21 protein-coding genes and 1 pseudogene are annotated in these 22,636 nt (G+C 75.0%); 12 read left to right on the top strand and 10 right to left on the bottom strand.

Features of this window, described 5'->3' with window-relative positions:
* Positions 1-39 precede the first annotated feature (39 nt).
* Positions 40-693 (top strand): ferritin-like fold-containing protein, encoded by a 654-nt coding sequence (locus ACTWO6_RS29870; protein WP_446217012.1) that lies wholly within the window; start codon positions 40-42, stop codon positions 691-693.
* A gap of 63 nt (positions 694-756) precedes the next feature.
* Here the strand turns inward: ACTWO6_RS29870 and ACTWO6_RS29865 are convergent, their stop codons facing one another.
* Both ACTWO6_RS29865 and ACTWO6_RS29860 read right to left on the bottom strand, forming a co-directional pair.
* On the bottom strand, positions 757-984 hold the full coding sequence (locus ACTWO6_RS29865) for a DUF3107 domain-containing protein (protein WP_406040584.1): 228 nt from the start codon (positions 982-984) through the stop codon (positions 757-759).
* Positions 985-1,049: 65 nt separating this feature from the next.
* Positions 1,050-1,688: a TetR/AcrR family transcriptional regulator gene (locus ACTWO6_RS29860; RefSeq protein ID WP_446217011.1), complete on the bottom strand. Its 639-nt coding sequence runs from the start codon at positions 1,686-1,688 to the stop codon at positions 1,050-1,052.
* Between the two features lie 149 nt (positions 1,689-1,837).
* Between ACTWO6_RS29860 and ACTWO6_RS29855 the strand changes: the two genes are divergently transcribed.
* From ACTWO6_RS29855 to ACTWO6_RS29830, 6 genes are all read left to right on the top strand, one after another.
* Positions 1,838-4,786 carry a hypothetical protein gene (locus ACTWO6_RS29855; protein WP_446217010.1) on the top strand — a complete coding sequence of 983 codons (2,949 nt, stop codon included), beginning with the start codon at positions 1,838-1,840 and terminating at the stop codon, positions 4,784-4,786.
* Positions 4,787-4,833: 47 nt separating this feature from the next.
* Entirely contained in the window at positions 4,834-5,808 is a 975-nt protein-coding gene (locus tag ACTWO6_RS29850) for an alpha/beta fold hydrolase (RefSeq protein WP_446217009.1), read from the top strand.
* A 5-nt stretch (positions 5,809-5,813) separates the two neighbouring features.
* Positions 5,814-6,722: a DUF3152 domain-containing protein gene (locus tag ACTWO6_RS29845; RefSeq protein WP_446217008.1), complete on the top strand. Its 909-nt coding sequence runs from the start codon at positions 5,814-5,816 to the stop codon at positions 6,720-6,722.
* An 84-nt stretch (positions 6,723-6,806) separates the two neighbouring features.
* Positions 6,807-7,712, top strand: a complete 906-nt coding sequence (locus ACTWO6_RS29840; protein ID WP_446217007.1) for a DUF3152 domain-containing protein — start codon at positions 6,807-6,809, stop codon at positions 7,710-7,712.
* Positions 7,713-7,782: 70 nt separating this feature from the next.
* Positions 7,783-9,003 carry an adenylyltransferase/sulfurtransferase MoeZ gene (moeZ, locus tag ACTWO6_RS29835; RefSeq protein ID WP_446217006.1) on the top strand — a complete coding sequence of 407 codons (1,221 nt, stop codon included), beginning with the start codon at positions 7,783-7,785 and terminating at the stop codon, positions 9,001-9,003.
* Positions 9,000-9,977, top strand: coding sequence for a squalene--hopene cyclase (locus tag ACTWO6_RS29830; protein WP_446220817.1), 978 nt, complete (start codon positions 9,000-9,002; stop codon positions 9,975-9,977). Before moeZ ends, ACTWO6_RS29830 begins: the two co-directional genes overlap by 4 nt.
* A 13-nt stretch (positions 9,978-9,990) precedes the next feature.
* Here ACTWO6_RS29830 and ACTWO6_RS29825 read toward each other — a convergent pair whose 3' ends face one another.
* Positions 9,991-11,232 (bottom strand): glutamate-5-semialdehyde dehydrogenase, encoded by a 1,242-nt coding sequence (locus tag ACTWO6_RS29825; RefSeq protein ID WP_446217005.1) that lies wholly within the window; start codon positions 11,230-11,232, stop codon positions 9,991-9,993.
* Between the two features lie 10 nt (positions 11,233-11,242).
* Positions 11,243-12,352, bottom strand: coding sequence for a glutamate 5-kinase (proB, locus tag ACTWO6_RS29820; RefSeq protein WP_446217004.1), 1,110 nt, complete (start codon positions 12,350-12,352; stop codon positions 11,243-11,245).
* A 61-nt stretch (positions 12,353-12,413) separates the two neighbouring features.
* Between proB and ACTWO6_RS29815 the strand changes: the two genes are divergently transcribed.
* The 3 genes from ACTWO6_RS29815 to ACTWO6_RS29805 are packed head-to-tail and all read left to right on the top strand — an operon-like array spanning position 12,414 to position 15,700.
* Entirely contained in the window at positions 12,414-12,728 is a 315-nt protein-coding gene (locus ACTWO6_RS29815) for an MGMT family protein (protein ID WP_446217003.1), read from the top strand.
* A gap of 32 nt (positions 12,729-12,760) precedes the next feature.
* Entirely contained in the window at positions 12,761-14,152 is a 1,392-nt protein-coding gene (locus ACTWO6_RS29810) for an MFS transporter (protein ID WP_446217002.1), read from the top strand.
* A gap of 27 nt (positions 14,153-14,179) precedes the next feature.
* Complete coding sequence (locus ACTWO6_RS29805; protein ID WP_446217001.1) at positions 14,180-15,700, top strand: pyridoxal phosphate-dependent decarboxylase family protein; 1,521 nt, start codon at positions 14,180-14,182, stop codon at positions 15,698-15,700.
* A gap of 49 nt (positions 15,701-15,749) precedes the next feature.
* Here ACTWO6_RS29805 and ACTWO6_RS29800 read toward each other — a convergent pair whose 3' ends face one another.
* From ACTWO6_RS29800 to ACTWO6_RS29790, 3 genes are all read right to left on the bottom strand, one after another.
* Complete coding sequence (locus tag ACTWO6_RS29800) at positions 15,750-16,673, bottom strand: hypothetical protein (RefSeq protein WP_446217000.1); 924 nt, start codon at positions 16,671-16,673, stop codon at positions 15,750-15,752.
* Between the two features lie 200 nt (positions 16,674-16,873).
* Entirely contained in the window at positions 16,874-18,079 is a 1,206-nt protein-coding gene (locus ACTWO6_RS29795; protein ID WP_446216999.1) for a hypothetical protein, read from the bottom strand.
* Complete coding sequence (locus tag ACTWO6_RS29790; protein WP_446216998.1) at positions 18,072-18,641, bottom strand: RNA polymerase sigma factor; 570 nt, start codon at positions 18,639-18,641, stop codon at positions 18,072-18,074. Before ACTWO6_RS29790 ends, ACTWO6_RS29795 begins: the two co-directional genes overlap by 8 nt.
* A 154-nt stretch (positions 18,642-18,795) precedes the next feature.
* Here ACTWO6_RS29790 and ACTWO6_RS29785 point away from each other — a divergent pair.
* Positions 18,796-18,924 (top strand): annotated as a pseudogene (locus ACTWO6_RS29785) (DUF2252 family protein); the annotation flags it as partial.
* Positions 18,925-19,015: 91 nt separating this feature from the next.
* Here ACTWO6_RS29785 and ACTWO6_RS29780 read toward each other — a convergent pair.
* The 3 genes from ACTWO6_RS29780 to ACTWO6_RS29770 all read right to left on the bottom strand — a co-directional run bounded on the left by ACTWO6_RS29780 (position 19,016) and on the right by ACTWO6_RS29770 (position 21,893).
* Positions 19,016-19,996: a hypothetical protein gene (locus ACTWO6_RS29780; protein ID WP_446216997.1), complete on the bottom strand. Its 981-nt coding sequence runs from the start codon at positions 19,994-19,996 to the stop codon at positions 19,016-19,018.
* A gap of 108 nt (positions 19,997-20,104) precedes the next feature.
* Complete coding sequence (locus ACTWO6_RS29775) at positions 20,105-21,334, bottom strand: hypothetical protein (RefSeq protein ID WP_446216996.1); 1,230 nt, start codon at positions 21,332-21,334, stop codon at positions 20,105-20,107.
* Positions 21,327-21,893 carry an RNA polymerase sigma factor gene (locus ACTWO6_RS29770; protein WP_446216995.1) on the bottom strand — a complete coding sequence of 189 codons (567 nt, stop codon included), beginning with the start codon at positions 21,891-21,893 and terminating at the stop codon, positions 21,327-21,329. Before ACTWO6_RS29770 ends, ACTWO6_RS29775 begins: the two co-directional genes overlap by 8 nt.
* A 138-nt stretch (positions 21,894-22,031) precedes the next feature.
* Between ACTWO6_RS29770 and ACTWO6_RS29765 the strand changes: the two genes are divergently transcribed.
* Positions 22,032-22,607 (top strand): NADH-quinone oxidoreductase subunit B, encoded by a 576-nt coding sequence (locus ACTWO6_RS29765; protein ID WP_130329013.1) that lies wholly within the window; start codon positions 22,032-22,034, stop codon positions 22,605-22,607.
* Positions 22,608-22,636: the final 29 nt, after the last annotated feature.

Below are 22,636 nucleotides of genomic sequence, written 5' to 3'. Positions count from 1 at the left end.
GGACCGCCGTGTCGCGCGGGCGGACGGTAGCCTGCGCTCGTGTCCGCCCCGACCGCGCCCGACCCCGCCCTCGTCGACCTGCTCGGCCTGGTGGCGTACGGGGAACTGCTCGGCTTCGACCGGCTGGCCGCGGACGCGCGGCTCGCCCCGGACCTGCGCCGCCGGGCCGCGCTGAGCGAGATGGCCGCGGCCGAGATCGGCAGCTACCGGCGGATCGCCGACCGGCTCTCGGCGCTCGGCGTGCCGCCCGACGACGCGATGGCCCCGTACGTCGAGCCGCTCCAGGCGTACCACGACTCGACCGAGCCGAAGGACTGGCTGGAGGCCGTGACCAAGGCGTACGTCGGCGACGCCATCACCGACGACTTCCTCCGGGAGATCGCCGACGGCCTGGCCGAGCCGGACCGCCAGCTGGTCCTCGACGTCCTGCACGACTCCCGGTACGCCGAGTTCGCCGCCGCCGAGATGCGGGCGGCGATCGAGGTCGACCCGCGGGTGGCCAACCGGCTCTCGATATGGGCCCGGCGGCTCGTCGGGGAGGCGCTCTCCCAGGCCGGGCGGGTCGCCGCCGCGGACCGGGGCGCGCTCACCGCGCTGATCGCCCGGCGGGAGGGCGTGGACGTGCCGGCGCTGTTCCGGCGGCTGACCGCCGCGCACACCGCACGGATGACCGCCGCCGGGCTGAACAACTGAGCCGGCCCCGGCGCGCCGCGCGGCAGGGACGCGGGCGCGTCACCTGCCGCGGCGACCGGATCGTCAGCGGACGGTGAACCCGACCGCGCGGGGCGAGGCCTCCGCGATCTCGACGTAGGCGACCTTGTTGACCGGCACGATGACCCGCCGGCCCTTCTCGTCGGTCAGGGAGAGGGTGCCCTCGTCCTTGGCGAAGGCGTCGGTCACGATCTGCTCGATCTCGGCCGGCGTCTGCGCGCTCTCCAGGACCAGCTCGCGCGGCGCGTACTGCACGCCGATCTTGACCTCCACTGTGCCTCCTCAACTGGGGCGAAAAAGCCGCCTTGGGAAGGCTATCCGATCTGGCGGCCCGATGTTCAGGCTGACTCACCTTGCAGCGGGAAGCTGGCGATACCCCGCCAGGAGAGCGCGGCGACCAGCGCCTCCGCCTCGGCCTTCGGCACCTGCCGGCCGCCGGCCAGCCAGAACTGCGCCGCCGTCTCCGCCGCCCCGACCAGGCCGGACGCGAGCAGCTCGGCGTGCGCCCGGCTGACGCCGGTGTCCGAGATGATGGTGTCGGTTATCGCCGCGATGCAGCCCTGCTCGACCCGCTCCACCCGCTGCCGGACGGCCGGGTCGTTGCGCAGGTCCGACTCGAAGACCAGGCGGAACGCCTCGCTCTCGTGGTCGACGAAGTCGAAGTACGCGCGCACCGACGCGCCGACCCGCTCCTTGTTGTCGTTGGTGCCGCGCATCGCGTCGTGCACCTGCGCCACGATCGCGTCGCAGTGCGTGTCCAGCAGCGCCAGGTAGAGCTCCATCTTGCCCGGGAAGTGCTGGTAGAGCACCGGCTTGGAGACCCCGGCCCGCTCGGCGATGTCGTCCATCGCCGCGGCGTGGTACCCCTGGGCGACGAACACCTCCTGGGCGGCCGCGAGCAGCTGCTTGCGCCGTGCCGAACGCGGCAGGCGGGTGGGCCGGCCGGCGGTCTGTGCACCGTTCCCCACAGCGGTCATGGGAGCCTCCGAGTTTCTTCGTACGAGCCGGCACTTATCACCCGAACCGATCCGGGTTCGTGAACCCGGCCCGGAATTGGCCCGCCGCTGTAACTTATCGCCACTGTCACCACACGGTAGCCTCACCGGGGGCGACCAAGGAGCGCGCGGTGAGTGAATCAGGCCAACCCGGAAGCGCCACCCCGGGAGAGCACGGCGACGGGACGGGTCAGCAGGACGACCTGGCCCGTTCCGTCAGCGGGTGGGCGCCCCCGGCAGCCGGCTGGTCCCGCGGCGGGGAGGCCGGCCGCGAGCCGGGGCCCGTCTGGCGGCACCCCGAGCCCACCGCCGGCTGGGCCGCCTCGTCCACCCGTCACGGCGACCTGCCGGCCCCGCTGGCCGGGCTGCCCGCCGAGGAGCCGCCGGCCCGGGTCAACGGCCGCCCCTACGTCAACGGCGTGCGCCACGCCGAGGAGGAGCCGCCCGTGACCCGCCAGGCGCCGGTGAGTGCCCCGCCCGCAGCCGAGCCGCGGCGGGATCTCGACGCCGACCGGCTGGTCGTACCGGCCCAGCGGCCGGCCCCCGCGGTGGAGCAGCCGTCCGCCGACGCCGAGCCCGGCCCGGCCCGGCACGCCTCGGACGACCCGCCGGCCGACCGCGGCTCGCGCTGGGCGGAGGGGACCGTCCCGTCCTCCGCGCCGCCGGCCGTGCAGGTGCCGCCGGTCGGCACCGCCGCCGCCGGGTTCGAGGTGCCGCCCGGCTTCCACGCACCGATCATCGAGCGCGGCGCCCCCGAACCGGCCCCGTCGCTGTCCCGCGGGTGGGCCGACCGGCTCCCCCCGGAGCCGCCCGCCACCGAACCGGCCGAGCGCCGCGCTGCGCCCACCGAGGAGCCGGCGTGGCGCGCCGAGCCGGCCGACCGTCGTGCCGCGTCCGGCGAGGAGCCGGCGTGGCGCGCCGAGCCGCCTGAGCACCGTGCCGCGCCGGCCGAGGAGCCCGGGTGGCGCGCCGCCGAGTCGGCCGACGAGCGCCGCGCCGGGCCCCCGGCGCAGCCGGAGTGGCCGGGTCCGAGCTGGAACCGGCCGAGCTGGGGCAGCGGCTGGGCGCCGCGGCCCCGGGACGACGAGCCGACCGGCCGCCGCGCCCGCGACGAGCGGGCCGCCGAGTGGGCGCCCGAGCCGACCCGGCCGTACGAGCCGGTGCGCGCCGAGCCGGCGCCGGCGTACGAGGCGCCGCGGGCCGAGCCGACCCGGCCGTACGAGGTTGCCCGGAACGACGTCGAGCCCCGCCCGCCGTACGAGCGGGAGAGCGTCGACCGGCCGTCGTGGGCCGGCGGGGCCCCCGCGGCCACGCCGTTCAGCCCCCCGCCGCATGTCGCGCCGACCAGCGCCCCGCCGGTGCCGCACGCCGCCCCGACCAGCGCCCCACCGGTCCCGCGCACCGCCCCGAGCAGCGCCCCGCCATACGCCGTGCCGGCCAGCGCCCCGCCGGTGTCGCGGGAGGCGCCGATCAGCGCCCCGCCGTACGCGGCGCCGGCCAGCGCCCCGCCGGCGTTCCGGGAGGCGCCCGGCGGCGCCCCGGCGTACGCCGTCCCGGCCAGCGCACCGCCCGCCGCCAACGACCCGCGGTCCGCCGGCCCCGACCCGGTCCTCCCCGGGGCCGCCCGGTCCGCCGAGGAGCGGAACGTCCGGCCGTTCCGACTGCGTCCAGCCGCCGAGGAGGTCCCCGCGACACCTCCTACCGGGACGGGCGGCCATCCGCCGGCCCCCGCCGGCCCGGGCCCCGCCACCGCCACGAGCGGAGTGGCCCGCTTCGACCGTTCCCCCGCGCCCGCCCCGACGGGCGCACCCCCCTACGCGGCCCGCCGGTCCGCCCCCGAACCGGTGCCGACGGCCGAGCCGGTCGCCGACACCGGGCCGGACGACGCGGCGTCGGCGCTGCTGCCGCAGCGCGTCCCCGCCGAACCGGACGTGCCCGTCGTGCCGGAGCCGCCAGCCGTGGAGCCATCCGCCGAAACCCCCGAACTCGCCCGGATCGCCACCCACCTGCGCCGCGAGGACGAGCCCGCGCCGCTGCGGGAACGACCCGAGGGGTTCGACGTCAACGCCATCCTCGACGCCGTCCGGGAGGTCGCCGGTGTCCGGGACGCCGCCCTGCGCCGGACCCCGGCCGGTGCGCACAGCCTCCGGCTCGACCTGGCCGACGGCGCCGACCCGGCCGAGGTGAGCCGCCAGGTGGCGCGGCTGCTCCAGGAGCGGATGGGGCTGGCCGCCGCCCCGCAGAACCTGCCGGGGATGCCGGCCACGCCGCCGCCCCCGGTCCGCCGTCGCTCCGCCGAGGGGCGCGCCGCCGAGGCGCGGCCCGCCGAGGAGCGCGCCGGCGCGTCGCGTACCGGCCCGGTCCGGGCGGACGCGTCGGCGGCGGAGAGCCGCTTCGGCCAGGAGCCCGAGGGGCGGGCCGGCCGGACCGCCGACGCGTCCGGCGCCGGGCTGGAGAGCCGGAACGAGCCACGTGCCGAGCCGGAGTCGCCGCGCCGGCGCCGCCAGATCGCGCCCCACCGGGGCCGGGCCACGGTGGAGGAGACGTCGCTCGCCGCCGCGCCGGCCGGTACGCCCACCGGTAGCCCGGCGATGCTCGGCACGTCGTACTCCGGTGGTCAGATGACCACGACGGAGACCGCGCCCTCCCGGCCGCTGGACACCGGCGGAGCGCCGGGGCCCCGGGTGGTGATCGACCACGTCCAGGTGAGCACCTTCGGGCTCGACGCCACCGTCGAGGTACGCCTGATCGCCGGGGACGGGACCGCCGAGGGCCACTCCACCGGCCCGGCGGTCGACGGCTACGTGCTGCGGCTCTGCGCGGTGGCCGCCGCGGCGGCCGTGGACGAGCTGCTGCGCGGCGCCGCCCAGCCGGCGGACCGGGGGCGCTGTTTCGTGGAGCACACGGCCGTGGTGCCGTTCGGCAACTGCGAGGTCGCCACCGTGGTCGTGCTGCTGGTCTGCGACGGGTGGGTGGAGCAGCTGGCCGGTTCCGCGCTGGTCGCCGGTGACCCCCGGCAGGCGGTGGTCCGGGCGACGCTGGCCGCCGTGAACCGCCGGCTCGAGGCGTTGCTGGCCTGATCCCGCGACCGGTGTCGGTCGGGGGCGGCGTGGGAAACACTGGACGCATGAAGCGCGCCACCCTCTGGCCGGACCATCTCCTGCCGGCGCACCACGTGCCGCCGCCCTGGCCCGGCCGGGCGGTACGCCTCGACGGCACGGTCACCTACGTACGGGACACCCCGGCCGCCGCGCCCGGCGCGGAGCCGGCGCTCTACGTGCACGGCCTCGGCGGTTCGTCCCAGAACTGGACGGACCTGGCCGGCCTGCTCGCCCACCGGCTGGACGGCCAGGCCATCGACCTGCCCGGCTTCGGGCGCAGCGAGCCGGGCCGGCGCTACACGATCCCCACCTTCGCCGAGCGGGTGGTGCGCTGGATCGAGCACAGCGACCGGGGGCCGGTGCACCTCTTCGGCAACTCGCTGGGCGGGGCGATCTCGGTGCAGGTCGCGGCGTTGCGGCCGGACCTGGTGCGGACGTTGACCCTGATCTCCCCGGCGCTGCCGTTCCTGGACTTCCGGCGGTCCCTCCAGGGGCGGATGCTGCCGCTGCTGGCGATCCCCCGGGGCGAGCGACTGGCCGCCTGGCGGCTGGCCCAGCTGGCCCCGGAGGTGGCGGCCCAGCAGGTGATGGAGGCCTGCGTGGCCGACCTGACCCGGATCAGCGAGCAGCGCCGGCTGGAGGCTGTCGAGGAGATCCGGATCCGCTATGAGGCCGCGCACTACGCCGCCGCGTACGTCCGGACGTTCCGCGGTCTGGTCTCCAGCTTCCTGCGGTCGTACCTGCCCGGGTCGGGTTCGCTCTGGCGGCTGGCCGCCACGGTGCGGGTGCCCACGCTGGTCGTCGGCGGGCGGCAGGACCGGCTGGTCGACGTCCGGGTGGCGCCGCAGGCCGCCCGGGTGATCCCGGACAGCCGGCTGCTGATGCTCGACGGGGTTGGACACGTGGCGCAGCTGGAGGTGCCGCGCACGGTGGCGCGGGCGGTGCTGGGGCTGCTCGGCGAAACGGAGGAGAGCGCCCGGGGTCACGACATGGCAGGCTGAGCCGGATGCCCAGTCCCCCCCGGCCACGCCACGGTGCCGCGCGGCCCGCTTCCGCCGTCCGTCCGACCGTTCGACCCGCCGCGCGTCCCTGGCGCCCGGCGGTCGTGGTGGCCGCGTTCCTGGTCGCCGCCGCGGTCGCGGTCGGCGTCGCGGTGCAGCGGCTGCCGGCCAGTGCCGAGGTGCTGGTGAACGACGAATGGGCCGCCCGACCGCCCGCCCGGTCGGCCGTGCCCACGCCGTCCCCGTCGCCGTCCGGGTCGCCGTCCGGCCGGCCCGTGCCGAGCCCGACGACCCCCGCCGAGCCGGTGCTGAAACTGCCCGGCCCGGTGCCCTCGGCCGGGCGCGGCAGCTTCGGGTACGACGACCGCCAGGGCGGGGTGCTGGGCCGGTCGGGCACGCTGCGGCGCTTCCGGGTGGCGGTGGAGAACGGCTCCGGGGAGGACGTGCACGCCTTCGGCGACGCGGTGCAGGCGGCGCTCGCCGGGCCGGGGAGCTGGGTGGACAGTGGCCAGTTGCGGTTGCAGCGGGTGCCGGCCGGTTCCGGCTACGACTTCACGATCTACCTCGCGACGGCCCGTACGGCGGGTGAGATGTGTCTGGCCGGGGGCACTGACATCCGGATCGGCGGCCGCCCTTACACGTCGTGCCGGACCCCGGGCAAGGTGATCATCAACCTGGACCGCTGGCGGCTGTCGGTGCCGCACCTGGTGAAGGCCGGGCTGCCGCTGGACCGCTACCGGCTCTACGTGATCAACCACGAGGTCGGCCACCAGTTGGGGCGCCACCACGAGCGTTGCCCGGGGGCGGGCCGGCCGGCGCCGGTGATGCAGCAGCAGACGCTCTTCCTGGACGGCTGTACGCCCAATCCCTGGCCGTACCTGGAGGGCCGGCGGTACACCGGGCCGCCGGTGTGATCGTTCTGAGGACGGCAATCTGGGGCTTTGCGGCAAGAGCGGCAAACACGGCTGGATGCCCGAATTGCATGGCAGGCTGAGGTCATGACGTCGTCGTCCCGTTACGACCCGCCTGCCGAGCCCGACCAGGTGCCGGCCCCTCCTGGCAGTCCGCCCCGGCTCGACTTCGACCGCCCCCCGGCGGCGACCGGTCTCCCGGTGCCGGGCCGGCCGAGCCTGCGCCGGATGCGGCGTCGCCGTCGTCGCACCGTCCTGCTGCTGGTCGCCCTGCTGGCGGTGGCCGGCGCGGCGGCCGTCGCGGCGGCCGGCCTGCCCGAGCTGGTCCACCGGCGGGCGGACCCGCCGGCCGTGCCGGCCGGGAACCCACGGCCGGCGAACGGGTTCGGCTCGGGCGACCGGGTGGAGCCCGGGCGGTACCCGACCGAGGCCTCCGGCAGCTTCGCCGCCGCCGACGGCCGCTCCCCGATCCGCGGGTCCGCCGGCCCGCTGCACCGTTACCGGGTCGCCGTCGAGCAGGGCGCCGGGCAGGACGTGGACGCCTTCGCCGCCACCGTGGACGAGGTGCTCGGCGACCGGCGCAGCTGGATCGGCTCCGACGAGCTGCGGGTGCAGCGGGTGGCCGAGGAGGCCGCCGCCCACTTCACCATCTACCTGGCCACGCCGGCGACCTCCGAGCGGATGTGCGCCGAGGGCGGGCTGATCACCGAGCGGTACACCTCCTGCCGGCTCCCCGGCCGCGTGATCATCAACCTGGCCCGCTGGATGGAGTCGGTGCCCGACTACGGCGCGCCGCTGGAGGTCTACCGCATCTACGTGATCAACCACGAGGTCGGGCACGAGTTCGGCGAGGAGCACCAGGCCTGCCCCGGGCCGGGGGCGCCGGCCCCGGTGATGCAGCAGCAGACGTACGGGCTGGACGGCTGCGTCGCGAACGCCTGGCCGTACGTCGACGGCGCCCGCTACTCGGGCGAACCGGTCGACGGGATCTGAGTTATTCCCGCTCCCGCATGTCGGGCGACGTGTCCCTCCTCATGGCCGACCGGTGCTCCGCCGAGCGACAATGGCGCGGTTCGCCACCGCCGATCCCGGGGAGTCCACCGTGTCGTTGCCCCCGCTCGTCGAGCCCGCCGCCGAGCTGACCGTTGACGAGATCCGTCGCTACTCGCGCCACCTGATCATCCCGGACGTCGGGGTCGAGGGGCAGAAGCGGCTGAAGAACGCCCGGGTGCTCTGCGTGGGCGCCGGCGGTCTCGGCTCGCCGGCCCTGATGTACCTCGCCGCCGCCGGCGTCGGCACGCTCGGCATCATCGACTTCGACACCGTCGACGAGTCCAACCTCCAGCGCCAGATCATCCACGGTGTCTCGGACGTCGGCCGGTCCAAGGCCGAGTCCGCCGCGGCCTCGATACGGGAGATCAACCCGCTGGTCAACGTGGAGATCCACAACACCGCGCTGGACCGGGAGAACGTCAAGGAGATCTTCTCCCAGTACGACCTGATCGTCGACGGCACGGACAACTTCGCCACCCGCTACATGGTCAACGACGCGGCGGTGCTGCTCGGCAAGCCGTACGTCTGGGGTTCGATCTACCGCTTCGACGGCCAGGCGTCGGTGTTCTGGGCCGAGCACGGCCCCTGCTACCGCTGCCTCTACCCGGAGCCCCCGCCGCCCGGCATGGTCCCGTCCTGCGCGGAGGGCGGCGTCCTCGGCGTGCTCTGCGCCTCGATCGGCTCGATCCAGGTCAACGAGGCGATCAAGCTGCTCGCCGGCATCGGCGAGCCGCTGGTGGGCCGGCTGATGGTCTACGACGCCCTGGAGATGGAGTACCGCAAGATCAAGGTCCGCAAGGACCCGAACTGCGTGCTCTGCGGCGAGAACCCGACGGTCACCGACCTGCTGGAGGACTACGAGGACTTCTGCGGCGCGGTCTCCGAGGAGGCGCAGGAGGCGGTGGTCGACGCGACCATCACCGCGCTGGAGCTGAAGGAGTGGCAGGACGCCGGCAAGGACATCTTCCTGGTCGACGTCCGCGAGCCCGCCGAGTACGAGATCGTCCGGATCCCCGGCTCGACGTTGATCCCCAAGGGCGACATCCTCTCCGGCGAGGCCCTGGTGAAGCTCCCGCAGGACAAGCAGATCGTGCTGCACTGCAAGTCCGGCGTCCGCTCCGCCGAGGCGCTCGCCGCGCTGAAGGTGGCCGGCTTCCGCGACGCCGTGCACGTCCAGGGCGGCGTGCTCTCCTGGATCAAGCAGATCGACCCGTCGCTGCCCGCGTACTGAGTCGTCCGTCGAAGGGGCCCTTCCGTCGCCGGGAGGGCCCCTTCGCGTACCCGCCAGTGGGCCGGGCCACGTCGGCCGAGCTACCGAGGCGTAACCGCGTTTGCGCCGGTAGCGTTGCCGCCGTGGTCGACTTGGATGCCGCGATCGGCTTCGTCGTGGCTCATGGTGACGCGGTGGACCGCGCTCGCCTCTTCCGGCTGCGCACCGGGGCGCCGGTGCCGGTCGAACTGCTCGACGCGGCCGAGGCCGGGCAGACGCCGGGTGGCGGCTGGCCGGCCACCCTGGGCAGCGACGTCGCCTCCGTCGACGCGACCTGCTTCCGCCTCGGCGAGCTGGACGACCTCGGCGCGCTCGGTCGTCCGGCGTCCCGGCACGCCCTGGACTGGCTGGCCGTTCGGCAGCTCCCCGACGGCGGCTGGGACGAGGACCCGGCGCTGGCCGGGTTCGCCCCCGAGTGGGCCCGTCCCGGCGACCCGGAGGCTCAGCTCTACCTCACCGCCAACGCCGGGTTCTGGTTGACCGTCGCCGGGCTGGACGCCCGCGCCGCCGGGCCGCTGGACCACCGCGTCGGCGGGGCGTACGCCGGGGTGGTGCAGGCCGCGGCGCAGGCGCTCGCCGGGCAGCTCGCCCCGGACGGGAGCTGGCCGTCGTTCCTGCCCGCCGGCTGGTTGAGCGCGGCGGTGCTGCACCGGCAGCAGATGTACTACGAGTCGGCGCGGATCCAGGCGGTGCTGGCCGAGCGGATCCCGGAGATGTCCCCGGCCGACGTGGCGTGGCTGGCCGCGACGCTGCGCCGGGTCGAGGTGGGCGAGGAGCAGTGGCTGCTGGTCTCGGCGCGCAAGCGGCTCGCGGAGACGCAGCGCAGCGACGGCGGCTGGGACAGCGACGACGGCCACCAGTTCGACGTGCACACGACCCTGCGGGCGATCCGCGCCTGCCGCCCGGCGGTCGGGTCGGCCACCCCGGCCGGCTGAACGGCGGCCGGCGTCAGCGCAGGTGCCCGTCCCCGGTGACCACGTACTTGGTGCTGGTCAGCTCGGGCAGCCCCATCGGGCCGCGGGCGTGCAGCTTCTGGGTGGAGATGCCGATCTCCGCGCCGAAGCCGAACTCGCCGCCGTCGGTGAACCGGGTGGAGGCGTTGACCATCACCGCCGCCGCGTCGACCCGGGCCACGAACTCCCGGGCGGCGGGCTGCGAGTCGGTGACGATCGCCTCGGTGTGGCCGGTGCCGTAGCGCCGGATGTGCGCGACCGCCGCGTCCAGCGAGTCGACGACGGCGATCGAGATGTCGGCGGAGAGGTATTCGGTGGCGAAGTCCTCGTCGGTGGCCGGGACCACCGCGGCCGAGTACGCGGCCACCCGGGCGTCGCCGTGCACGGTCACCCCGGCGTCGGCGAAGGCGGCCAGCATCGGCGGCAGGAACGCATCGGCGACGTCCACGTGCACCAGCAGCGACTCTGCGGTGTTGCAGGTGGAGAGGCGCTGGGTCTTGGCGTTCAGGGTGACCGCGACTGCCTTGGTGACGTCGGCGGTGGCGTCCACGTAGACGTGGCAGTTGCCCACCCCGGTCTCGATCACCGGCACCGTCGACTCCTCGACCACGGTCCGGATCAGCGACGCGCCGCCGCGCGGGATCAGCACGTCGACCAGGCCCCGGGCGCGCATCAGCTCCTTGACCGAGTCGCGCGAGCTGGCGTCGAGCAGCTGCACCGCGTCCGCCGGCAGCCCGGCCCCGGCGACCGCGTCGCGGAGCACCGCGACCAGCGCCGCGTTGGAGTGCGCGGCCGACGAGGACCCGCGCAGCAGCGCCGCGTTGCCGGACTTCAGGCAGATCCCGGCCGCGTCCACGGTGACGTTCGGGCGGGCCTCGTAGATGATGCCGACCACCCCGAACGGCACCCGGACCTGCCGCAGCTCCAGGCCGTTGGGCAGGGTCGAGCCGCGGACCACCTCGCCGACCGGGTCGGGCAGCGCGGCCATCTGGCGCAGCGCGTCCGCGATGCCGGCCACCCGACCCGCGTCGAGCGCGAGCCGGTCCAGCACGGCCGCGGTCAGCCCGGCCTCCCGCCCGGCTGCCAGGTCCGTCGCGTTCGCGGCCAGGATCTCCGGGGTACGCGCCACCAGCGCGTCGGCCATCGCGACCAGCGCGGCGTCCTTGACCGTACGGGTGGCGACGGCCAGCGCCTCCGCCGCGTCCCGGGCCCGCCGGGCCTGCTCGACGACGCTCATCCTGCACTCCTCACAGCAGTACGAGGTCGTCGCGGTGGACGACCTCCCGTTCGTACGCCGGGCCGAGCGCCGCGGCGAGTTCTCCGGTGGAGCGGCCGAGCAGCCCGGGCAGCTCCACCGCGTCGTAGTTGACCAGCCCGCGGGCCACCGGCGCGCCCTCGGCATCGACCAGGTCGACCGGGTCGCCGGCGGTGAACGCGCCGTCCACGGCGGTGATCCCGGCCGGGAGCAGCGACTTGCGCCGGCCCACCACCGCCTGCACCGCCCCCGGGTCGAGGTGCAGCCGGCCGCGCGGGGTGGTGGCGTGGGCGAGCCAGAAGAGCCGGGCGGCGGGGCGCCGCCGCTCGGGGTGGAAGAGCGTGCCGACCGGCTCGCCGGCCAGCGCCGGGGCGGCGAGCGGGGCGGCGGTGAGCACCACCGGGATGCCGAAACCGGTGGCGATCCGGGCCGCCTCCACCTTGGTCACCATGCCGCCGGTGCCCACCCCGGCGCGGTCGGCGCCGCCGATGTCGATGCCGGCCAGGTCCCGGTCGTCGCGGACCTCGCCGATCCGGCTGCTCTCCGGCCGGGTCGGGTCGCCGGTCCAGAGCGCGTCGACGTCGGAGAGGAGCACCAGCAAATCGGCGTGGACCAGCGCGGCCACCAGCGCGGCCAGCCGGTCGTTGTCGCCGAACCGGATCTCCTCGGTGGCCACCGTGTCGTTTTCGTTGACGATCGGCACGGCCCGCAGGTCGAGCAGCTTGCGCAGGGTGCGGTACGCGTTGCGGTAGTGCACCCGCCGGGTCACGTCGTCGACGGTGAGCAGCACCTGACCGACGGTCAGCCCGTGCCGGGCGAAGCTGGCCGCGTACCGGCCGATCAGCAGGCCCTGGCCGACGCTGGCGGCGGCCTGCTGGGTGGCCAGGTCGCGCGGGCGCCGGGCCAGCCCGAGCGGGGCGAGGCCGGCGGCGATCGCGCCGGAGGAGACCAGCACCACCTCGCGGCCGTCGCCGGCGAGCGCGCCGAGGGTGTCGACCAGCGCGTCGACCCGGGCGTCGTCCGGCCCGCCCGCCGCGGTGGTCAGCGAGGACGAGCCGATCTTGACGACGATCCGCCGGGCCGCCGTGACTGCTTCACGCACCCGACCATTCTGCGCGGTCGGGTCCGCCGCACCCGCCGCCGTTCCCATATCGTGGCAGCTCGTGACACCTGACGAGTACGTCGAGGCGGTGCTCGACCTGGTCGAGCGGATCCCGCCGGGCCGGGTGATGTCGTACGGGGCGGTCGCTGACGCGCTCGCCGAGCGCTCCGGGCGGGCGTCCGCCCGGCTGGTCGGCTCGATCATGGCCCGGCACGGGGGCGCGGTGCCCTGGCACCGGGTGGTCAACTCCGCCGGGCGGCTGCCGCCGGGGCACGAGCTCGAGGCGCGGGCCCGGCTGCGGGCCGAGGGCTGCCCGCTGCGTCCGTCCGGGGTGGACATGGCGGCGGCGGCCTGGTCGCCGGAGGAGGGGATGTGACCCGGGCCATAACGTGAGTAACATTCGGCCCCATGGACGCGACGGGGCCGACCGGGTGCCTGCCCCGCCGGGTGCACGTTGGCTACGCACTGGGCTCGCTGGTCACCGGCGCCTTCGGCACCGTGCCCGGGCTGCTGCTCCTGCCGTACCTGACCGACACGCTGGGCGTCGCCGCCGGCGTGGCCGCCCTGCTGGTGCTCCTGCCCAAGGCGTGGGACGTGCTGGTCAACCCGGTCGCCGGGCGGATCTCCGACCGGACCCGGTCCCGCTGGGGCGCCCGCCGGCCGTACCTGCTGCTGGGCGGGCTGGCACTGGCCGTGCTCTTCGCCGGAATCTTCGCCGCGCCGTTCGGCACCGGGCCGGCCGCCGGGGCGTACGTGGCGGTGGCGTTCCTGGCCACCGCTGCCGCGTTCGCCTTCTTCCAGGTGCCGTACGTGGCGATGCCGGCCGAGCTGACCGGCGACTACGCGGAACGTACCCGGCTGATGAGCTGGCGGATCGCGGTGCTGGCGCTGGCCATCCTGGTCTCCGGGGCGGTGGCCCCGGCGGTGGTGACCGCCGGCGGCGAGGGCGTGGCCGGGCACCGCTGGATGGGGCTCTTCGTGGCCGCGCTGATCGTGGCCGGCGCGGTCGGCGCGTTCCTCGGCACCCGCGCCGCGCCGACCGGCGCGGTGGGGGAGAGCGAGCCGAGCCTGCGCGCCCAGCTCGCGGTCGCCGCCCGCAACCGGCCGTTCCGGGCCCTGCTGGTCTGCTTCGTGGTGCAGTCCGCCGGGGTGGCGACCGTGCTGGCCGGGGTGAGCTACTTCGCCGGCCAGGTGCTGCGCGACCCGGAGACCGGGCCGACCCTGCTCTTCGCCGGCTTCGTCGGGCCGGCGCTGCTGGTCATGCCGCTCTGGACCCGGGTCGGTGCCCGGGTGGGGAAGCTCGCCGCGCTGGTCGCCGCGTCGCTGATCTTCGCGGCCGGCGCGCTCGCCCTGGTCGCCGCGCCGGTGCTGCCGGCGGCCGGGGTCTACCTGCTGGTCGCGGTGATCGGCGTCGGCTACGCCGGCCAGCAGGTCTTCGCGCTGGCCATGCTCCCGGACTGCATCGCCTACGACACCGCGCGCACCGGCCGGCGCCAGGCCGGCGTCTTCACCGGCGTGTGGACCGCCGGGGAGACCTTCGGCCTCGCCCTCGGCCCCGGCCTCTACGGCCTGGTCCTCCAGCTCTCCGGCTACGTCTCGTCCTCGACCGGCGTCGCCGCCACCCAGTCCGCGCAGGCCCGCCTCGGCGTCCTCGTCGGCTTCACCGTCCTCCCCGCCCTCCTGGTCGGCGCGGCCGTGCTGCTGCTGCGCCCCTACGACCTCACCCCCGCCCGCCTCGCCGCCGCCACCCCCACCCCCTCCGCCGATCATGGCGTTGTGGTGGGGGAGGAAAGCCGCTGACCGTCAGAAGAAGGGCGCCACAAGTCCATGATCGACAAAAGGGCGGGTGCGCTGCCCGTCGAGGGGGTGCCCGCGGAGCGGGTGCTCGACGAGATCCGGGAGTTGCGGGGGCTGGACCGGCCCACGCACGGGGGACGGCTGTTCGCGTACGTGTACGACCCGGGAGTGGCCGGGCTGGACGAGCTGGCCCACGCCGCGCACGCCGAGAGCGCGCACGTGAACGGGCTCGACCCGACCGCGTTTCCGTCGCTGCTGGCGATGGAGAACGCCCTGGTCGGGGCGGCGGCCCGACTGCTCGGCGGCGGGCCCGGCACCAGCGCGCCCGACGTCGTCGGCAGCGTCACCGGCGGCGGCACCGAGTCGCTGATCCTCGCCGTGAAGACGGCCCGGGACGCCCGGCCGGAGGTCGCCGAGCCGCGGATCGTGGTGCCGGTCAGCGGGCACGCCGCCTTCGCCAAGGCGGCCCACTACCTGCGGGTGGCCCTCGACCCGGTGCCGGTCGACCCGGTCACCCTGCGCCCGGCGGTCGCCGACGTGGCCGCCGCGATCCGCCCGGAGACGGTGCTGGTGGCCTGCTCCGCCCCCTCGTACGCGCACGGCGTGGTCGACCCGGTCGCGGAGATCGCGGCGGTCGCCGCGGCGGCCGGGGTGCGCTGCCACGTGGACGCCTGCTTCGGCGGCTGGACGCTGCCCTGGCTGCGACGCCTCGGCGCGCCGGTGCCGCCGTTCGACTTCGCCGTCGACGGGGTCACCTCGATCTCCGTCGACCTGCACAAGTACGCGTACGCCCCGAAGGGGGTGTCGGTGCTGCTGCACCGCGATCCCGGCCTGCGCGCGCCGCAGTACTTCGCGTACGCCGACTGGCCCGGGTACACCATGGTCAACCCGGTGATCGCCTCCACCCGCTCCGGCGGCCCGATCGCCGCCGCGTACGCCACGCTGCGGCACCTCGGCGAGGACGGCTACCTCCGGCTCGCGGCGCTCACCCGGGACGCCGTGGCCGGGCTGGCCGACGCGGTGCGCGGGGTCGACGGCCTGCGGCTGATGGCCGAACCGGAGTCGAGCGTGGTCTGCTTCACCAGCACCGACCCGGGGCTCGACCTTTTCGTGTTGGTCGACGAGCTGACCGCCCGGGGCTGGCACACCCAGCCGCAGCTCGCGTACGCCGACCTGCCGGCCAGCGTGCACCTCACGGTGACCGCGGCGGTGGCCCCCCGGGTGGCCGAGTTCGGCCCGGACCTGGCCGACGCGGTCGCCGCGGCCCGGGCGGCCGGTCCGGTGCAGCTCCCGCCGGAGCTGCTGGCACTCGCCGGCAGCCTGACCCCGGAGGCGCTCACCCCGGAGCTGATCACCGGGCTGGCCGCGGGCCTCGGCCTCGGCGCCGCCCCCGCGGGTTGGGGGAACCCCGCGCCGGGATCGGCGCGGGCCGGCGCGCCGGTGCCGGACCGGATGGCCGTGGTGAACACGCTGCTCGACGCCGTCCCGGTGCGGCTGCGGGAACGGCTGCTGGTGGAGTTCGTCGGCCTGCTCCAGAACCCGACATACTGACGGGCCCGGCCCGGCCGGAAGGGTCCCGACCGGGCCGTGACCACGACGGTCAGGCGCCGACCCTGATCGGGAAGGTGACGGTGTTGTCGGACGGATCACCCTCCGGTGCCGCCCCGCCCTCGTAGTAGGTGCTCACCGCGAAGGTGCCGGTGCCCAGCAGGCCCGGAGCGGTTCCCGCGGGGGCGGTCAACAGGACCCGGAAGATACGCTCCTCGCCCTCCGTGAACGCGCCGCCCGGCACGAGGAAACCGGTCGAGAACACCGGCATGTCCGGCGGGTCCATGTCGACGATGTCCACGCCGGCCGGCAGGGTCGCCGCCACGTCCAGGAAGTGGTTGGCAGCATCGCTGTCGTACCGGGCGGTCACCGGCAGCCAGCCGGCGAAGGTGCCGTCCGCCTGCTGGACGAGCCGGGCCTCCCCGGTGGCGATGGCGGCCTCCGTCGTCCGGTCCTGCCGGTACGGCCGGCGGCCCTGCCGGCTGCCGTCGGTGGAGCGGAACAGCGTGCGGAACGTTGCGCTGGTCGTCACCGGAGCGTCGTGGCCGACCTGGACCGCGACCTGACCACCGCGGGCGGACATGGCGTACGGACGGGTGTGGGTCAGCACCTCGAAGCGGGCGGTGTAGGTGCGGCTCTGCCCGGCGCCGAGGCTCACCATGCAGTCGAAGGTCCTGACGTACTGCTTGGGCACGACCACCATGCAGAACTCGTTCGAGAGGGTGCCCCGCCAGGAGCCGGCGACCGGCTCGGTGATCAGGAGGTGCGAGACGGGCTGGGCGCTGTGGTTGGTGACGGTGATCGGCAGGGTGCCCTGGTAGCCGCGCGCGGTCGGCTCGAGCACCAGCTGGCCGACGACGGCCGTCGCGCCGCCGGTCGTGGCGGAGACGGTGGACGCGACCGCCGGGCCCGCCGACGCCACCAGGGCGACGGCCGCGCCGAGCCCGCCGGCGACGGTACGGATGAAGATGGTCATGGAGATGCCTCCGAGTTCCCCGTGTCGTCCTCTGGGTGGGACGCTCGCCGGTACCACGGCCGATACCGGGCCCCGGTTGCGCCCGGCCGTTGTCCCCAATCGGACACCTGCTGTGCGTCCCGAGGCGCTGGCCCGGTCGTCCGGACACCCGCGACGGCCCGGCCGGGAGGAGTTCCGGTCGGGCCGTCGCGCGTTCGCATTCAGTTCTCGAACCGCACCTCGAAGGTCGCCGACCGACCGGTGCCGGGAACGACGGTGCCGTTGCGGTCGGCGCCGACGTCGAGCCGGATTGTTCCCTCGCCGTTCGGGCCGTCCGCCTTGCTGCGGAAGGGGAAGAGCGTCCATCGTCGTTCGCCGGCCGCCAGCGGCTCCGTGACGCAGGTTGTCGTCGTCGACCCCTCGATCACCGCGACGCAGTACTCCCACAGCTCCGTGTACGCCTCGTCGCGGCCGTTCCGGGGAAAGCTCACCAGCGGATACTCGACCGCCGCACCGGTGGCGCCGATCTCGACGGCCATGCTCGCGACCCGCCAGCCGTCGGCCTGCCGGGCGCCGTAGAGCAGCGTCTCGGCCATGAGCGTGACGCGCGGTCCCGGCGGCGGCGTCGTCGGCAGCGGCGGCATGACCGTCGGGCCCTCGACCTGGACGAAGCGCCCACGGTCCCACCGGTAGCCGCGCCACTGGCGCCGCACCGGATCGCCGCAACAGGCCTGGACGTCGGCCACCCGCGCCCGCACCGTCCCGTCGGTCCGGACGGCCGTCTCCGTGATGTCGTCGAACCCGTCATGGGTCCGGATGACGCCACCGAGCGTGCTGATCTGCCCGGCGCTGTCCCGGTCGAAGACCACCAACTGCTTCGCCACGACATCGCCGAACAGGCACCCGATCAGTGCGACGGTCTCCGCCGCGCCGTCGCGGTCCACGTCCCCGTACCTGAGGTCCAGCAAGGCGGGGCGGGACTCCCGGGTGGAGGCGGGCAGGAGCCGGACCGGCTCGGTGCGGCACGTCGCCGGTGCCACCGGGGGCCAGGCTGGCAGGTCGACCGGGGTGCCGAGCAGTTCGGTCCGGCTGATCCGGCCGTTCGGTGCGGCCGGCGTACCGCTCGGCGCCGCCGACGGGGCGGGAGAGAACGTCAGCGTCGGCGTCGGGCTGGGCGACGGGGTTGGCGAGCCGGTCTGCGCGGACGGCGCCGGCGGCCGGGACTCGCGGCCGAGCGCCGCCCAACCCGCCACCGGAGCGGCGACGGCGAGCACGGTGGCGGCGGCGACCAGACCCGCCGCCCGCCGCCGTCGGCGTCGCACCGTCCCCCGGGCCGCATTCGGGCCGGCCGGTTCGACCGCGGAGAGCAGGGTCAGCCGGTACGCCGCGAAAGCGCCGTCCAGCAGGGCGTCCTCGGGCTCACTCATGGTTGTTCACCTCGATGGTCACGCTCAACTGGGTCGCCAGTGCCGCACGACCCCGATGCAGCCAGGACTTCACCGTGCCCTCGGGCACCTGCTCCTGCTGCGCTATCTCGGCGACGGAAAGGTCGGCCAGGTAGTGCAGGACCACCGCCCGGCGATGATTCGGGGGCAACAGCGCCAGCGCCGCGATCAGCGCCACCCGGTCGGGGCTCGGGCCGGGGGCGTGCTCCTCGCGCTGGCGGTGGAGGAAGCTCTGGGCCGTGTGGAGGCGACGCCACCGACTGGTGGCGAGATTCCAGGCCACCCGGCGGACCCAGGCGACCGGATCGTCGTACCGGGACACCCGGGACCAGCGGGCGAAGGCCCGGCAGAATGCCTCCTGCACCAGGTCCTGCGCCTGCGACAGGTCACCGCAGTAGGCGGTGAGCTGGAGCGTCAACGACCGGAAGTGCGCGTGGTACAGCTCATCGAAGCCGACCCCGTCGGTCCGCTCCCGGCCCTCCCGCCAGCCGGCGGCCCCCTCGGGTGGAGGCTCGTCCAGCCTCGGTTCCCCCGTTGCCATCATCTGGTCCTCCCCGTCGCCGCCGGCGCGGCCGACGCTCGTCACACGTGTCGATGCGCCAGACGGTTGCGCCGGTTGTCGCCGGAGCGCTCTGGTCGACTGTCAGATCGAGGACACGCGAGGGAGGCCCGAGGTGCAGCTACCGGCGGTGCTCGGCGAGCAGGGTGTGGGGATCGGCTCGGCCGGCCTGCCGTCGTACAACCTGCTGCTGGAGGGGCACACCCAGGCGCTGGAGAACGACGTGGTCATCTACATGAAGCAGGCCCAGGTGCCGGCGGTGGCCCGTACATCGACACTGACGGTGACCGCCGGCCGCACGTCGCGGCCGGGCGGTCGCCGTCAGCCCCCGGTCACCCCACCAGCAGCAGTGCCGCGGATCAAGCGTCGTCGGCGATCCGGAACCGGACCGTCCGGACGTTGTCCGCCGGGTCGGTCTCGGGCAGCGACTCGTGCCACTGCGGCGCGACGCTGACGGTGGCCTCCCGCACGGTGCCCGGCACACTGTCCGGCCCCGCCTCGAACAGCAACGCGAAGCTGCGCTCCTCGCCCTTCATGAACCGGATCTCGCCGGGAGGCTCGCAGGTGACCCAGCAGGGCGCGCCGGCCGGGTCGGTCGCCCAGAAGATGGCGAGCCCGTCGGCAACGGGCGCCGCCAACGAAAGGTGGCTGTGCGGGGCGTCGGTGCCGTACCGCACGGTGACCGGCAGCCGGCCCCGGTACCAGCCGTCCGGCTGCCGGGTCAGCACCACCTCGTCGGTGTGCAGCACGATCGACGAGTCGTAGCTGGTGTCCTGCACATACCCCACCGGGTTGCGCACCGACCCGGTGGTCGACCGGAACAGCGTGTTGAACGGGGCGTAGTCGCTGTGCGGGCCCGCGGTCAGCACGTCCTCGTCGATGGCGATCCGGCCGCCGGTGGCCCGCATCGCGTACGCCCGCGTGTCGGTGAGCACTCGGAAGCGGAGCTGGAAGGTCAGCTCCTGCCCGGGCTCGATGGCGTTCAGGTAGCAGTCGTAGGTCAGCCGGATGCCCTTGGTCTCGGCGCCGAGGGCCTGGCAGAACTGGTCGGGGTCCGACGTCTCGAAGGACCCGGCGACCGGCTCCCGGAAGATCAGCCGGAAGTAGCCCGTCCGCGTTCCGGTGTTCCGCACGGTGATGCTCTGGTCGCCCAGGTAGCCCCGCTCGGTCGGCTCAAGCACCAGCCGGCCGGTCGAGGCCGTCGCCGTGCCCTGCGTGACCACGGTCGTCGTGGTCGCCGCGGACACCGGCGTGCCGGCGATCGCCACGGCCGCGCCGAGCATGGTGAGCGCGGTGCCGAACACCAGCGCGGTCCGGTACGCGCGTCCCAGTCTGGTCAAGGTCGTTCCTCCTGTCCCCGTGCCCCCGTCGGGCTCGCCGGACCTACACGCGCGTGGACCGGGGCCGGTTGCGCCACGTCGGAGATATCTTTGACGTGGCGCGACCGGTCAGCCGCCGAAGGCCATCGTCACCGTCGCCGTCGTGGTGGTCCCCGGCACCGAGGTGCCAGCGGGCTTCGACGCCCGTTCGACATAGACCGTCACCTGGTGGTCCGGCCCGTCGGACTTCGTCATGAAGGGGAACACGACCGACCCGCGCTGTCCGGGGTCTACCGGGTCCGGGAAGCAGTAGACCCACTTCCCGTTGCCGCCAGCCAGCGGGCAGCCCTGCAGAAGCGTGTGCTCCAGGGTGTCGACCGCGTCAGCGGGGTAGCGCACCGACACGTCGTCCAGGCGCTTCGCGCCGTTGTTGACGAACGTGATCGTGGTGCTGCCGCGCCGCCAGCCGTCCGCGTCCGGCGCGCCGTAGACGACGGTGGTCGTGGTGACGGTGAACAGCGCGGTGGACGACGAGGGCCTGGCCGTCGGGTCGGGCGCCGGCGGCTCGGAGGGGAAGGCGGTGGGTCCCCCGGCCTGCGTGAACCGGTCGCCGTTCCAGCGGTAGGTCCGCGCCTGCCGGTGCAGCGTGTTCGGAGCCGACCCGGCGGACTGCACCTGGTCGCTGACGTCGACCCGGACCGAGCCGTCCGACCGCACGTCGAGGGAGACGAACCACTCCGGCCGGCCCAGATCGGAGCGGAAGACCTGGCCGAGGGCCACGACCCGCCCCTCCCCGTCCCGGTCGAACACCACCACCTGCTCCGGGTACGGCCCCTTCGCGGTCAGGCACCGGAGCAGGACGACCGGCTCCGGGACGCCGTCGTCGTCCACGTCGCCGTACGCGTAGCCGCGGGACGACAGCAGCACGTCGCCGGCCCGGCCCGTCCGCTCCACCAGCCGCACATCCCGGGTCGGGCAGCCGGCGCCGGACGACCAGGCGGGCAGGTCGAGGGTGGCGGCCAGCAGTTCCGCCCGGCTGATCCGCCCGGTCGGCACGCCGGGCGAGGACGGGCTGACGGTCGGGGAGGGTGTGCCCGTCGGTGCCGTGGCCGACGGCGTGGGGTCGGCCGACTTCGCCGGGGCGGGCGGGGGAGCGTGCCGGCCCACGGCCGCCCACCCGGCGACCGGGATGGCGATCGCCAGGACGACCACCGCGGCCACGGTCGCCGCCCTGCGCCGCCGTCGGCGTCGCACGGTGAGCCGGACGGCGTTCGGGCCGGCCGGGTCGACCGCCGGAAGTAGCAGGTTCCGGTACGCCGCGAACTCACCGCCGAGCAGCGCGTCCTGGTGCTCAGCCATGGTTGGTCACCTCGTTCGTCGCGGTCAGGTGGGTCGCCAGTGCCGCGCGGCCCCGGTGCAGCCAGGACTTGACGGTGCCTTCGGGAACCTGCTCCTGCTCGGCGATCTGGTGGACGGAGAGGTCGGCCAGGTAGTGCAGGACGACCGCGCGTCGCTGGTTCGCTGGCAGCAGCCGCAAGGCGGCGTGCAGGGCCACCCGGTCCGGGCTCGGGCCGGGCACGTGCTCCTCGCGCTGGCGGCGCAGGAACGACTGGGCGGTCCGCAGTCGCCGCCACCGGGTCGTCGCGAGGTTCCAGGCGACCCGACGTACCCAGGCCACCGGGTCGTCGTAGCGGGATACGGACGACCACCGGGTGAAGGCCCGGCAGAACGCCTCCTGCACCAGGTCCTGGGCCTGGGACAGGTCCCCGCAGTAGGCCGTGAGCTGCACGGTCAGCGACCGGAAGTGCGCGTGGTAGAGCTGATCGAAGTCGGCACCGAGCCCGTCGCGTTCCACGGGACGGGACGCGCCCCGCCCAGGGGGAGGCTCATCGAGCCTCGGATCCGTGGTCACCGCCACCTGTTCCTCCCCGTGAACGTCGTCGGCGTTCGCCGGCGACGGTCCTCACACGCCCGGCGGCCGGTGAAGGTTGCAGCCTTCCGCAACCGGAGCCTGTGGTTGACTGTCAGATCTCCGGACACGCGAGGGAGGCCCGAGGTGCAGCTACCGGCGGTGCTCGGCGAGCCGATCCGGTTCGTGCTGAACTGGGGACGGCGTTACTCGCTCTGGGTGTTCAACTTCGGGCTGGCCTGCTGCGCCATCGAGTTCATCGCCACCAGCATGGGCCGGCACGACTTCATCCGGCTCGGGGTGATCCCGTTCGCCCACGGGCCCCGGCAGGCCGACCTGATGGTGGTCTCCGGCACGGTCACCGACAAGATGGCCCCGGCAATCAAGCGGCTCTACGACCAGATGCCCGAGCCCAAGTACGTCATCTCGTTCGGCGCCTGCTCCAACTGCGGCGGCCCGTACTGGGACTCGTACTCGGTGACCAAGGGCGTCGACCAGCTCATCCCCGTCGACGTCTACGTGCCCGGCTGCCCGCCCCGGCCGGAGGCGCTGCTGCACGGCATCCTCCGCCTCCAGGAGAAGATCGCCGCCGAGCAGTCCGGCATCGGCGGCGTCAGCCGCCCGGACCGGCTCGCCCCGCCGGTCGACGCCAACCCCGCGGAGACCGCGCCGCGCCCGGTGGCATCCCTCACCGCGCCACCGGTACGTCCTCCGGCCGGCTGAGGCCGACGGTGGCCGGCGGGGATTAGCCT

Source organism: Micromonospora sp. IBHARD004 (assembly GCF_052814115.1).
Note: the sequence above shows the minus strand (reverse complement) of the source record. Positions and strands in the feature narration are given on the sequence as shown.

Excerpts from the sequence above, each read along its gene's own strand:
- ACTWO6_RS29845 (WP_446217008.1), top strand. The coding sequence starts at position 5,814 with ATGCCCAGTCCCCCCCGGCCACGCCACGGTGCCGCGCGGCCCGCTTCC.
- ACTWO6_RS29800 (WP_446217000.1), bottom strand. The coding sequence starts at position 16,673 with ATGACCATCTTCATCCGTACCGTCGCCGGCGGGCTCGGCGCGGCCGTC.
- moeZ (WP_446217006.1), top strand. The coding sequence starts at position 7,783 with ATGGCGCGGTTCGCCACCGCCGATCCCGGGGAGTCCACCGTGTCGTTG.
- ACTWO6_RS29775 (WP_446216996.1), bottom strand. The coding sequence starts at position 21,334 with ATGGCTGAGCACCAGGACGCGCTGCTCGGCGGTGAGTTCGCGGCGTAC.
- ACTWO6_RS29805 (WP_446217001.1), top strand. The coding sequence starts at position 14,180 with ATGATCGACAAAAGGGCGGGTGCGCTGCCCGTCGAGGGGGTGCCCGCG.
- ACTWO6_RS29840 (WP_446217007.1), top strand. The coding sequence starts at position 6,807 with ATGACGTCGTCGTCCCGTTACGACCCGCCTGCCGAGCCCGACCAGGTG.
- ACTWO6_RS29825 (WP_446217005.1), bottom strand. The coding sequence starts at position 11,232 with ATGAGCGTCGTCGAGCAGGCCCGGCGGGCCCGGGACGCGGCGGAGGCG.
- ACTWO6_RS29795 (WP_446216999.1), bottom strand. The coding sequence starts at position 18,079 with ATGAGTGAGCCCGAGGACGCCCTGCTGGACGGCGCTTTCGCGGCGTAC.
- ACTWO6_RS29850 (WP_446217009.1), top strand. The coding sequence starts at position 4,834 with ATGAAGCGCGCCACCCTCTGGCCGGACCATCTCCTGCCGGCGCACCAC.
- ACTWO6_RS29790 (WP_446216998.1), bottom strand. The coding sequence starts at position 18,641 with ATGATGGCAACGGGGGAACCGAGGCTGGACGAGCCTCCACCCGAGGGG.
- ACTWO6_RS29810 (WP_446217002.1), top strand. The coding sequence starts at position 12,761 with ATGGACGCGACGGGGCCGACCGGGTGCCTGCCCCGCCGGGTGCACGTT.
- ACTWO6_RS29860 (WP_446217011.1), bottom strand. The coding sequence starts at position 1,688 with ATGACCGCTGTGGGGAACGGTGCACAGACCGCCGGCCGGCCCACCCGC.